General features: G+C 59.9%; 8 protein-coding genes. 5 read left to right on the top strand and 3 right to left on the bottom strand.

Annotated features, from left to right (window positions below; translation table 11 throughout):
* Window positions 1-33: 33 nt before the first annotated feature.
* The 3 genes from ACONT6_RS14955 to ACONT6_RS14945 all read right to left on the bottom strand — a co-directional run bounded on the left by ACONT6_RS14955 (window position 34) and on the right by ACONT6_RS14945 (window position 3,816).
* Window positions 34-1,332, bottom strand: a complete 1,299-nt coding sequence (locus tag ACONT6_RS14955; RefSeq protein WP_428819239.1) for an efflux RND transporter periplasmic adaptor subunit — start codon at window positions 1,330-1,332, stop codon at window positions 34-36.
* 1 nt (window position 1,333) lies between these two features.
* Entirely contained in the window at window positions 1,334-2,170 is an 837-nt protein-coding gene (locus tag ACONT6_RS14950; RefSeq protein ID WP_428819238.1) for an efflux RND transporter periplasmic adaptor subunit, read from the bottom strand.
* A gap of 65 nt (window positions 2,171-2,235) precedes the next feature.
* Window positions 2,236-3,816: a TolC family protein gene (locus ACONT6_RS14945; RefSeq protein ID WP_428819237.1), complete on the bottom strand. Its 1,581-nt coding sequence runs from the start codon at window positions 3,814-3,816 to the stop codon at window positions 2,236-2,238.
* Window positions 3,817-4,112: 296 nt separating this feature from the next.
* Between ACONT6_RS14945 and ACONT6_RS14940 the strand changes: the two genes are divergently transcribed.
* The 5 genes from ACONT6_RS14940 (at window position 4,113) to ACONT6_RS14920 (ending at window position 12,733) form a co-directional block, all read left to right on the top strand.
* Window positions 4,113-5,216, top strand: a complete 1,104-nt coding sequence (locus ACONT6_RS14940; RefSeq protein WP_428819236.1) for an ABC transporter ATP-binding protein — start codon at window positions 4,113-4,115, stop codon at window positions 5,214-5,216.
* 95 nt (window positions 5,217-5,311) lie between these two features.
* Window positions 5,312-7,528 carry an extracellular solute-binding protein gene (locus tag ACONT6_RS14935; protein ID WP_428819235.1) on the top strand — a complete coding sequence of 739 codons (2,217 nt, stop codon included), beginning with the start codon at window positions 5,312-5,314 and terminating at the stop codon, window positions 7,526-7,528.
* Entirely contained in the window at window positions 7,525-8,481 is a 957-nt protein-coding gene (locus ACONT6_RS14930) for a sugar ABC transporter permease (RefSeq protein WP_428819234.1), read from the top strand. The genes ACONT6_RS14935 and ACONT6_RS14930 overlap by 4 nt, the downstream gene beginning before the upstream one ends.
* A gap of 378 nt (window positions 8,482-8,859) precedes the next feature.
* Window positions 8,860-11,865 (top strand): TonB-dependent receptor, encoded by a 3,006-nt coding sequence (locus ACONT6_RS14925; protein ID WP_428819233.1) that lies wholly within the window; start codon window positions 8,860-8,862, stop codon window positions 11,863-11,865.
* Between the two features lie 136 nt (window positions 11,866-12,001).
* Complete coding sequence (locus ACONT6_RS14920; RefSeq protein ID WP_428819232.1) at window positions 12,002-12,733, top strand: SapC family protein; 732 nt, start codon at window positions 12,002-12,004, stop codon at window positions 12,731-12,733.
* Window positions 12,734-12,738: the final 5 nt, after the last annotated feature.

The following is a 12,738-nucleotide window of genomic DNA, read 5'->3' as shown; positions in this document are numbered from 1 at the left end:
ACCTCTCTACCTCTTGTTGTGCATCGCGCGCGGCTAGATCGCTATCCAGCGGCGGGCACTGGCCAGGGGACGACGCAACAGGTAGTACACCAGAGGAACCCGCGTACCATAGACCCGCGCGTGACCGCGGGTATTGATGCGAATTTGCGCCTGGTCCTTTTGAATGGCTGCCAGAAGCCGGTAGCTGGCGGGCAGGTTTTCACCCTCCGCGGTGAGCAGGCTGTGGTAGCGCAGCTGCCCCTCAATGGGAGAGAGCGGATCGGATTCCGCATAAAAAACGGTATGGGCATTTTCCGGGAGGCTGATTGAATCGGAAGTGGGAAGATCAATCTGAATCTGCCGCGACTGTGGCTGCACGATCTCCATCACCTTTTCCCCGGCGCGAATCCGGCGCCCGATCCATTCGGAGGGATCCGTATAGATGGCAACACCGGTTGCCGGCGCCTTGACCCGGGTTTTTTCCAGCAGGGATTGCTGGTAGTCGAGGTCCAGGTTGCGAATGGAAAGATCGGTCTCTGCCTGCGCCAGTTTGTGGCCGGCGGATGCCTGCTGGAAATTGTACTGACGCGTCATGCGCAAGCGCTCCTGATACAGCGCGATTTCCTGCTGCACGCGATCGATCTCCGCGGTAACTTCCGCATCTTCCAGAGTGAACAGCTGTTGTCCATTCTCTACTTGTGCATTGGGGGGAATATTGATCTCACGAATTACCCCATCGGTGCGCGCGGATACGATACGCGGTTCAATCGCGGTCAGGGTTGCCGGGGCAAGTACGCTCTGGCGCACTGGTATCAGACAGATGGCGCTAATGACCGCAAAGACAATCAGTGGCCGTCGCGCAATCAGCCGTCGCACGGAAAAAGTACGCGCGCCGCGCAGCGCGAGTAGCGCCTGCTGAATGTAAGCGGCAAGCTCGCACAAAACTTCTATTTCCTGCTCTGCCAGCGGTTTGCCGCGCAGCAAAGCCAGGCAGCCTTCCTCCCCGTTTTTGCCGATGGGCATGATGATCAGATGCTGCGCAGCGGCGGACCGGGATTGGGTATCTTCAATGGGCACCTGTAACGGTCTTTTTTGCTGCGCTTCAGAGAAATGCTTGCGCACCTGTTGGCGCCAATAGACCGCGGTGCTACTGGTGGCATCGATGGTGGAAACGTTGGAGGCGGCGATCAGTTTCAGACTTTGGCCGGCAAAAAACAGGCAGCTATCGAAATGCAGCAGTTGCTGGCTGTCACTACAGGCAATACGTGCGACCTGCTGCGGACTGCTCGCACCGCGCAACTTTTTGCCGAGTGCGAGAAAGCGGTTCAGCTTTTCCAGAAGCCGCGCATCCATCTCAGTTGATACCCCGGGTGTCAGTAGGGGATGTGGAAGCGCGCTCGGCGAGCAGGTCCTTGGTATCGGATTGCAATGAGAAATGCGCTTCGCCACTCATACCGGAAATCAGTAGCAGGGCGGAGGGCTCCCCGGCGGATTGGTTTTTGATATGGCCGATCACCCGCACGGTGCGGGTCACCGGGTCGACCACGGGTACAATACGCTGCAGGGTAGCGGTGTATTTCAGACCGGTCTCGTTGATGGTGACGGTAAATGTTTTGCCGACGGAGATTTTCTCCAGCCACCCGGACGGGATAATGGCCTCGACTTCGAGCCCACGATTGTCAACCAGTTCCAGCAATGGCGCGCCCACGTCCACCCGCTGATGGGGTTCCACACTGCGGCTGACCACAAAGCCGTCAAACGGTGCGCGGACATCGCAATAGCCGTTGCGGTGTTTCAGGATTTTTGCATTTGCCGTGGCCTCCGCCAGCTGGGCCTCGCTCTGCACCATTTCCAGTTCACTGATATTGCCGCCGAGTTGGCGCAGGGAGATGTTCGCATCCAGTTGTCGGCGCGCGAGAACACGCTGGGATTCGGCGCCCTCCAGTTCCGCTTTCAGCTCGGTACAGTCGAAGCGTGCGAGCAGGTCGCCTTTTGCAAAACGATCGCCCGCCCGCACATGCACCTGGGTCAGCCTCGCGGCCAGCTCGCTGGAGAGTTGTACGCGGCTGAGTGCATTCAGTTTGGCGGGTGCGCTGTCATCACTGCCGGCGGGGCTTGCCAGTGCTGCGCTGCAAAATGGGAGCAATGCGAGCAGCAGCGCTGCAAGTCTGCGGGGAAGTCGAATATGCATGACGGATACCACGAGTACATCTACCACTGAGTTTGTCTATCGCCAAAAAATGACACGCGCTGCGATCACCAGTGTGCAGCGGCGGGGCCTTCTTCTCGCACCACATCTTCGCGCGCTTCCAGTCCCTCCGGGTTGTAACCACCGGAGGACAGCAGTTCCATGCTGGCACTCTGGGAGCGCAGGTCGGCAACCTGCTGTTCGATCACTTCCAGGGGCTGGCGATAGTCGATATAGAATTCCGGCTGAAAGCCCACCGCGTTGCTCAGCCGGCTGTTGGCACTGCGCCAGTCTGCATAACTCACGTCGCGCTGTACGCTGGAGACCAGGGCCTGGGTGGCGGCGTGAATACTTTCCAGTTCCGTGCCCTGGCTGGATTGCCAGCGCGCGTGTGATTGGCTGGCCATGGCGCGGTCAACTTCTGCCAGTTCCTCTGCATAGCCGTGGTTCAGTTGCGCGCGTTTGAGATGGCTGTATGCGAGGTCTACTTGCACGAGGATGGCAACGGTCAGCGCGGCCCTGCGCACATCGCCGAGGCGTTCGCTGTCCCTGGCGTATCCCACCAGGTCCTTGCCGCCTACTACGGTGCCGAGTAAATCCCAGGTGAGGCGCAGGCTGCTTTCACCCCAGTCGTTGTAGAGCAGGAAACTGTTGTCGTCGTAGAAATACCCGGTGCGCAGTTCCAGGCCGGGCAGTAACTGCAGGCAAGCCTTACGGATTTCCGTGGCGGCAATACGCTGCCGGTAATCTTCCTCGATCAGCTCCGGGCGGTTGCGCAGGCTGTACTGCTCCAGCTCCAGCACGCTCATTTCGGTGAACGGGCTGCGCAGGATGTCGGCATTGTTTGCACTGACGGTGAACTCGGTTCCAGGGGGCAGGCCGATCAACGATGCCAGCTGCATTTTGGCGTTGTGCATGTCCCCCTCGAGGGCCAGCAGTTCCTGCATCAGATCGAGCAGGTCGCGACGGTAGGAGAGGCTGGCCTCGGTCTGGCGCAGGCCGCGCTCGGCGGACTGACGGGATTTTTCCAGCGCGCTGCGGGTCTGTGCGATCAGCCCGGGCAACTGGGCGCGGGCACGCTGGGCGGCCGCGGCCATCCAGAAGGCGTATTCCACATCCATGATCACGTTGTGCATCAGCTTGCGCTGGCGCTCCACCGCAATCATCACGCCGTCGGCGGCCTGCTTGGCGGAGAGGTAGTTGATACCGAAGTCGAGCACGTTCCAGGACAGATCCAGGCCGGCGGTGCTGTAGGTTTTGTCCTGCGAGGTGGATTGGACCAGAGATTGGTTGCCATTGACGTCTTCACTGCTGGCGAAGCGCTGCTTGTTGCGATGGTTATAGCCGGCACTGGCGGCGATCTCCGGCAGCATTTCCCAGCGGGACAGACGCAGGTTGCGATTGGCAACCACTGCTTCCATCAGTTTCAGGCGATTGTCCATGTTGTAGGCAATGGCGCGGGCAATCGCCTCGTTGAGGTCGATCGGACCGGTCACCGGTTGCTGGTTGCCGAAAGCGGTTTGCCAGTCACTGCTGGCGCGTTGATCTACGGTGGCGTCGTCGATCGCCGTGGGTTTTATGGAACAAGCCGAAAGAGTCGCCAGAGTCAGGCCGAAGGCCGTCATCGTGGCAAGGGGAGCCAAGCGCATATCTCTTTGTCCTTAGCGTACTTATTGACTTCTGAGTGCACGATACCGCTGCGCCTCCACAATTTAGTACAGCCTGTGAACAACGCCGGTCGATTGGCGTGTGCCTCTCCCTGATATACCGGTTCCAAATTCAACATGGGTCGTCTATTGTGATTTGACACGCCAGCGGCTTGCTTCGACACGACAGAGTGCATCGACGACAAAAGTCGTGTGTGGCTGGCGGCTAATATCTGGAAACGACAATAATAAGCAGGTCACAAAGACCGGAAACCCGACGAAGAGAGAGGCCCGCCCCCGTGGCCAATATTGAATTCAAAGGTGTCAGCAAGCGCTATGCAGACGGCCCCGCCACGGTACCGGGCCTGGACCTGGAAATTCGCGATGGCGAATTTATGGTGGTAGTGGGGCCTTCCGGCTGCGGCAAGTCCACCATCCTGCGCATGATCGCCGGGCTCGAAACCATTTCCTCCGGCGACCTGTTGATCGGCGGCCACCGGGTTAACGACCTGCCACCGAAAGACCGGGACATCGCCATGGTGTTCCAGAACTACGCGCTCTATCCGCATATGACCGTGTTCGACAATATGGCCTTTGGCCTGCGCGTGCGCAATTTTCCCAAGCTGGGCATCGAGCGCCGGGTACGCGAGGCGGCGGAAACACTCGGCCTGGCCGACCTGCTGCAGCGCAAACCGGGCCAGCTGTCCGGCGGCCAGAGTCAGCGGGTGGCTCTGGGACGCGCGATGGTGCGCGATCCCCAGGTGTTTCTGTTCGACGAGCCACTCTCCAACCTGGATGCGGAACTGCGTGTACAGATGCGCAGTGTGATCAGCCGCCTGCACCGCCAGCTGGGCACGACCTCGGTGTATGTCACGCACGACCAGGTGGAAGCCATGACCCTGGGCACCCGCATCGCGATTCTCAACCAGGGAACCCTGATGCAGGCTGGTACGCCGCTGGCGCTGTACAACGATCCGGACAACACCTTTGTGGCGGGCTTTATGGGCTCGCCGCCCATGAACCTGTTGCCGGTGACCAACGACGGTACCCAGCTGACCTGTGATTTGCTGAGTCTGCCCCGCGCACATTTACAGGGGCAGAAGGCACAGCTAGTGCTCGGGCTGCGCCCGGAAAAACTGGTCTATGCCGTCAGTGCTCCCGCCAACTGGCCGCGGCTCAGGGGGGAAATTGAACTGGTGGAAAGCCTGGGCGCGGAGATGCTGGTGCACCTGCGCACGGGTAATGCACAGGTAGTGGCGCGCTTGCCCGGTTTGCGCGAGTTCACCCTTGGCGACATTCTCGAGCTCGCCTTCGATCCCGCAGCGGTGTACCTGTTTGATGCGGAAAGCCGGCAGCGCATTCGCGGCGATGTTGATGTTGCCCGGGCCGGAGTCCGGGCGTGATCCCTGTCTCGATCTGCAGGAGCAAGCCTGCTCGCGAATGCGCCTGCGGGTCGACCTTGTGGGGACCGTTCGCCCGCCGGCTCCTGAAAGTATTTTTGCTGCTGATTGTGTTTGCCAGCCAGGCCAGCGCCACCGAAACACTCACGCTTTGGCACGGTTACCGCGGCGCCGAGCGCGCCGCCTTCGAGGAGTTGATCCAGCAGTACAACCGCAGCCAGGGTGCCGTGCAGGTGAAGGCACTGGCGGTGCCTTTTGGCGGCTACGCGGACAAACTTTCGGCGGCCCTGCCGCGCGGCCAGGGGCCGGACCTGTTTGTGTTCGCGCACGATCGCCTGGGTGGATGGGCCAGTGCCGGACATACAGTGGCGCCCATCGATCGCCACGTCAGTGAACGTTTACTCCGGCGTTTCCCCGCGAACCTGATTGATGCGATGACCTTCGGCGGAGACCTCTACGGGTTGCCGTTTGCCTTCAAGAGCCCCGCGCTGATACTGAATGCCGACCTGGTTCGAGCCGCGCCCGCCACCACCGACGAGTTGGTGGCGGAGGCCCTGCGCCACACCGACCGCGGTAGCGGCCGCTTTGGTTTGGCTTACAGCTATACCGAGCCGTTCTTTCACGGCGCGCTGATGAACAGCTTCGGCCGCGGTCCCTTCGACCGTGGCGGCAACCTGGATCTCGACAGCGACGCCAATATCCAGTCGATGGAAATGCTCGCGCGCTGGGTGCGCGATGACCGGATACTCCCGGAAGAACCCACCAGCACACTGGTTACCAGCCTGTTCAATCAGGGGCGCGCGGCCATGGTGATCAGCGGTCCCTGGATGCTGGGGGAGATTGCCCCGGGGGTGAACTATCGCGTGGTGCCGCTGCCGGTGAACAGCGAGAACGGCCGCCCGCTGGCGCCCTGGGTGGCGGTGGAGGGGCTGTTCCTCTCCCCCTGGACCAGCAACCCGACAGCGGCGGTGGCGGTGATGGAGTTTCTCACCCGTCGCGACTCCGCGGAAAAGATGGGCATCGAGGGCGGGCAGCTGCCGGCCAATGTCAGCGCCTTCGAGCATCCGCAACTCGCGACCGACGATACCGCCATGGCATTTCGCCGCCAGCTGGAAGTGGCGGTGCCTATTCCCAACCTGCCGGCGATGACCCTGGTGTGGGTGCCGCTGGAAAACACCCTGAAAAAAGTCGTCAAGGGCGCGGCACGGCCGGAAGTGGAGATGCGCCAGCTGCAGCGACAGTTGAGCATCGACCTGGCGCGACTGGAGCGCTCCCGGGCGCGGGGAAAATCGCCGGCCGAGATGCCGGTTTGGCTCTGGCTGATTCCCCTCGCTCTTGCACTTTTCGCGCTGTGGGCCTGGCGCCGCTACCGCCAGCAACTGGCGGCGGGCTGGCGATCCAACCGCACTGCGTATCTGTACCTGATGCCCGCCATGCTGGGAATGCTGGTGCTGGTGTTTTTCCCGCTTTTGTACGGTTTGTTGCTGTCGTTTACCGATACCACGGTATTCAATGAGCACGCACCTTTATGGTCGCGGTTTATTGGGCTCGACAACTACACGGCAATCCTCGGTGATTTTCACCTCTGGCGAGGGCAGGGGGGCGAGCGCAGTCTCGACTTCGACAATTTCTACTGGACCCTGCTGATCACCATTTTGTGGACCGCCTGCAATGTCACAGTGGCGGTGGGCTTGGGGCTGGTGCTGGCGCTGGCGCTGTACCGACCCATCTTCGGTCGCGCCTGGTTCCGCCTGATCCTGATCTTGCCCTGGGCCATTCCCAACTACATCACCGCGCTGGTATGGAAAGGCATGTTTCACCCGCAGTTCGGTGCCATCAATCAGGGATTGCAGGTGCTGGGACTGGCACCCGTAGCCTGGTTCGATTCCATCGGTGCCAGCTTTTTCACCGGCGTGGTGACCAACGTGTGGTTGAGCATCCCGTTTATGATGGTGGTCATCCTCGGCGGCCTGCAGTCGATTCCGCGGGAATTGTATGAGGTGGCGAAGGTGGAGGGCGCCGGGCGCTGGTTCCAGTTCCGCTCGATCACCCTGCCGCTGCTGAAGCCCGTGCTGATACCCGCGGTGATCCTGTCGGTGGTATGGACCTTCAATATGTTCAATGTGATCTATCTGGTGAGCGACGGCGCGCCGGCGGGGGCCAACGATATCTTGATCACCAAGGCCTTCCGTATCGGCTTCGAGAAGTACCAGTACGCCTACGCGGCCGCCTACTCCATGGTGATCCTGTTGCTGCTGTTCTGCTATGCCATGTGGCAGATGCGAATGAGCCGAACACTGGAGATGGCCCGATGAATACTCCGTCTCCCCGTAGGAGCCTGCCTGCAGGCGAACGAATTTGGCAGCGGGCCTGGTTCGCCTGCAGGCAGGCTCCTACAAGGATTGCCCGGGACGTCTTCAGCTGGCGCTTCGCCCTGCTGGTATTTGCCTCGCTGGTGGTGATCTACCCCCTGCTGTGGGTTGTGAGTCTCGCCTTTTCCGGTCAGCAATCCCTCACACTGGTGCGCTTGCCGGAAAATGCCGGTGTCGGCCAGCAACTGCTTGCCCTGCTGCCGCTGCCGCAGCAGTGGACGTTGGACAACTTCCGCGCGGTGCTTACCGAGCAGCCGTTCCTGCGTTGGCTGGGCAACAGCCTGATCGTCGCTTTCGCCACCACCCTGGTGGGGCTGTCCCTGAGCTGCACCGCCGCCTATGCCTTTTCCCGCTTTCGCTTTGCCGGCCGCGCGCGGGGAATGATGCTGTTCCTGATTTCACAGATGTTCCCCGCGGTACTGATGCTGATCCCGCTGTATGTGATTGTGGTGCAGTGGCTGGGGCTGGGGAATTCCTGGCTGGGGCTGATTCTGGTCTACTCGATCACCGCGCTGCCGTTCTGTGTGTGGATGCTGAAGGGCTACTTCGACACGCTGCCCTACGAGATCGAGGAGTCCGCCCTGCTGGAGGGCGCCAGCCGCTGGACAATCTTCATCCGTATCATCCTGCCCCTGGCGCGCCCGGCTATCGCCGTGACCGGTCTGTTCGCATTTATGACCGCGTGGAACGAGTTCATCCTCGCTTCCATCTTTATGGATGAGGAGTCCCGCTACACCGTGCCGGTGGGGCTGCGTTTCTTTGTCAGTGATTACGCGTCTGAATGGGGCTACTTTGCCGCGGGGTCGATCCTGGTGTCGCTGCCGGTGATGCTGCTGTTTCTCGCCCTGCAGCGCTCCCTGGTGTCCGGGCTCTCGGCGGGTGCGGTCAAGGGGTAGTCCCGCAGCTGGTCACTCGATGGTACTGCGACCTCGGAGTCAATTTCTGGCCGTTTGGTCACTCGCGTTGTAACCCCCTTCTTTCCCGGTCTCAGGGATGCGCCGCCCCAACCTGGATCGCCGCCTGCTCGCACTTGGTGCAGATCTGCGCCAAAATTATAACTTGTTGAATTTAAAAGATTTTTTTATTCCCGGTTTGCCGGGACCAAGGTGGGATAGTCCATTTCTCGCGTTTTAACCAAGGTGGGACGACTCAAATTGTGGCGTGGCGGGAGTATAGCGTGGCGCCAGATCGGGTTATCCTAATGCGGTCTTCGAGGTACCCGAATCCGGCGAAACCTATAACGAAAATGACGTGACGATGGGGGAGACAACTCCATGAACAGAATGACCGGATTCAAGAAGAATTCCATTGCGGTAGCCATTGCGACCACTATGGTCGGCATCACAGGCGTAAGTGGCTCCGCCTTTGCCCAAACCGAACAGGAAGCAGCACTCGAAGAAGTGGTGGTGCTGGGTATCCGCGGCAGTCTCGAAAAATCCATGGACGTGAAGCGCGATGCGAAAGGCATTGTGGACGCGATTTCCGCAGAAGATATCGGCAAGTTCCCCGATACCAACCTGGCGGAATCCATGCAGCGTATCTCCGGTGTGTCTATCGACCGTGTGAACGGTGAAGGTAGTAAAGTCACCGTGCGCGGCCTGGGCCCGGATTTCAACCTGGTAACCCTGAATGGTCGTCAGGTTGCGCGCACTACCGGCGGTCGCTCCTTTGACTTCCAGAATATCGCCTCGGACATGGTTACCGGCGTTGAGGTCTCCAAGACCAGCAACGCGACCCTGCCGTCTGGTGGCATGGGCGCCACCATCAACCTGCTGACTGCCCGTCCGTTCGACACCCCCGAGCGCACCATGCGCTTTGGCGTGAAGGGTGTGATGGACGAGTCCTCCGATGACGCGAGCATGACGCCGGAGTACAGCGGCTTCTATTCCGATACCTTCGCCGATGGCAAATTCGGTGTGGCCATTTCCGGCTCTGTTCAGGAGCGCGAGAGCGGCAGCCAGCAGGCACTGGTACCCGGCGGCTGGATCAGTGTCGAAGGTCAGATGGACAACAACTGGGACGGCGTGAATGATGCCTGGGGCGCAGTGCCGCTGGAAAACCAGGTCAACCGTCCGGGTGAAGGCGATATCTACTCCGTTGCGCAGAACGCGGCCTTCAAGTTTGAAGAGCAGCAGCGCAAGCGCACCAATGGCCAGCTGGTTCTGCAGTGGGCGCCGACCGACGACGTCACCGCGACTCTGGATTACAACTACTACCAGAACAAGATCGCCAAGCAGTTCAACGATATCTCCGTATATCACGCCTGGCAGGGTGACCAGCGCGGCGTGTGGAGTGACGGCCCCATCTCCACCCCGATCATCTATTCCGAGTTCTACGGCGCGCCCAGCGATGTGGCCATGGGCGGCGGCAGCACCGCGGAAATCCACGAAGGCGATATGCTGGGTGTGAACCTCGAGTGGCAGGTGAGCGACAAGCTGAATCTGTTCTTCGATGGCCAGCACTCCGAAGCCGAGCGCACCCCGGACAGCCCCTGGGGTACCAGCAACGTGCTGACCGTTGCCGCCATGGTGCGCGAAGCCAGCAGCGTGGACTTCACCGGCGATATCCCGGCGATCTATGTGGACTCCGCCAACGGCGTGAACGCCTCCGATATCATCGTCACCGGTTCCGTGTTCACCAACTCCAAGGATTACTCCGAGGTTGACCAGTTCCGCTTTGGCGGTAACTTCGAGATCAACGAATCCAGCGATATCGATTTCGGCATCGCCCGTCAGGAAGTGTACAACCGTTCACAGTCTGTATTTGTACAGCGCAATAACTGGGGTGGCGCCGGCCCGGCTTCCGATCTGCCGGACGAGCTGTTCACCGCCAAGAGCATTTCCGACAAGTTCGACGAATCCTGGGGAGACTTCTCCGAGGTTGGCGGTCTTGAGCCGCTGGACATCTACTACGCGTGGAACTTCGACGCGGTGCGCGCCGTGGCTGAAAGCCTGTATGCAAACAACGCGACCGACCTGGGCACTGCCAACCGTGTAGGTGACTGTGGCACCGCCTTCTGTGCATCTACCGACTACGCGTCTGACACCGACCGCGCCACCACCGAGACCTCCACCTCGGCGTATGCCCAGTACAACTTCAGTTCTGAAGTGCGTGGCATGCCCTATGAAGTGAATACCGGCCTGCGCTACGAACAGACAGATGTGGACTCCGTGTCCGTGGTTCCGGAATACGACCGCGCGGAGTGGAACTCCAACAACGAAGTCGCCATTCTCGGCACCGGCGAGCAGGTATACCTGAGCGAAGAGGGTAACTACGACTACTGGCTGCCCAGCATCGCGTTCAAAATGGATGTCACCGAAGACGTAGTAACCCGCGCTGCAGTCAGCAAGGCGATCACCCGTCCGGATTACAACTCCATCAAGGGCGGCACCACCATCGGCACTATTGCCAATGGCGGCATCGGCGGCGGTTCTACCGGTAACCCGAGCCTGCTCCCCTACGAATCGATCAACTACGATCTTTCCGTGGAGTGGTACTACGGCGAGACCAGCTACGCCTCTGTGGGTCTGTTCCGCAAGGATGTCTCCAACTTCATCAGCAACGCGAAAACTGAAAAGTCACTGTTCAATATCGCCAACCCGGCGGACGGTGCTCTGGTGGATGAAGCGCGGGCAAACGGTGCCAACGATGCGGAATCCATTCGTCAGTACATCGCTGCGAATTACGCCGATAGCGATTACGTTGATGTGACCTACCAGGAAGATGGCGTCACCGTCGACAAGATCTTCATCAAGGGTAACCCTGCCACCGACAACGACATGGTCTTCCTCGTCGATACCCCGGTGAACAGCGATGTGGACAACACCATCGACGGCGTTGAGCTGGCGGTGCAGCACATGTTTGGTGAGACTGGTTTTGGTCTGCAGGCCAACTACACCATCGTGGATTCCGAACTCAGCTACGATCCGTTCATCCTGGTTGACCAGGAAGCCATGGTCGGCCTGAGTGACTCCGCGAACCTGGTGGGCTTCTACGACAAGAACGGTTTCCAGGCGCGTATTGCTTACAACTGGCGCGACGAGTTCCTGAGCTCCCGCGGTCAGAATACCGGCGCCAACCCGCAGTATGTTGAAGCTTACAGCCAGATCGACCTGAACGTGAGCTACGAGCTGCCGCAGCTGGAAGGCTTGCAGGTGTTCCTGGAAGGCATCAACGTTACCGACGAAGCACAGCGTGTTCACGGCCGTGACAAGCGTCAGCTACTGGGTTATTACCAGGGTGGTGCTCGCTGGCAGCTGGGTGCCCGTTACGCCTTCTAAACCATTTCACAGGATGGTTTAAATAGGCACGGAAAGCCGCTGGTCGTCAGGTCAGCGGCTTTTTTTATACCGCAATTGAACTCAGCCAAAACAGGCTGCCGTGAAAACAATAACAATGAGTGAAGAGAGAAGTAGGATGACGAATGCAGTACTGCTGAACAATGTAGAGCATCGCGATCTGCGGGTGCAGACAGGGCGCTCGGCGGCGTTTGGTGACGACAACTGGTATGCACTGACCTTCCCGCTGGAGTTTCGCGCACTGCAGGGCCAGTACCCGATTTTTTTCCAGAAAGATGCCAGCACTGGCGCTTTCTTTCCGCTTGCGCTACTCGGGCTGGAACCCGGGGAAAACCTCTACCTGCACGACGATCAATGGGCGGCTTCCTACCTCCCGCTGACCATTCGCCGCGAGCCGTTTCTGATCGGGCGCCAGAATTTTGTGGAAGACGGTGTGCAGAAAACCCGTCGCGTGATTCATATTGACCTGGATAGCCCCCGGGTGAATCGCGAGCAGGGTGAACCCCTGTTTCTCGAGTACGGCGGTAACTCCCCCTTCCTGGATGGCGTGGCGGATATGCTGGAAGCGATCCACCACGGTATCGAGCAGAGCGAAAAATTTATCCGAGCACTGCAGATTCACGGTCTGCTGGAATCCTTCACCATGGATATTACGCTGGATAACGGCGAGGCCAACCAGCTGAAGGGTTTCTACACCATCGACGAAGAGCGCCTGCGCGCGCTGAACGCTGAGGATCTGAATGAACTGCACCAGGCGGGATTCCTGGAGGCCATTTACATGGTGCTGGCTTCCCAGTCCCAGGTGCGTCGCCTGATCGATGAAAAGAACCGTCGCAACGCCGCTCAGTGAGGTGC

This window comes from Microbulbifer sp. MCCC 1A16149 (assembly GCF_050368945.1).
Lineage (GTDB): Bacteria > Pseudomonadota > Gammaproteobacteria > Pseudomonadales > Cellvibrionaceae > Microbulbifer.
This window is presented reverse-complemented; position numbering and strand designations above follow the sequence as displayed.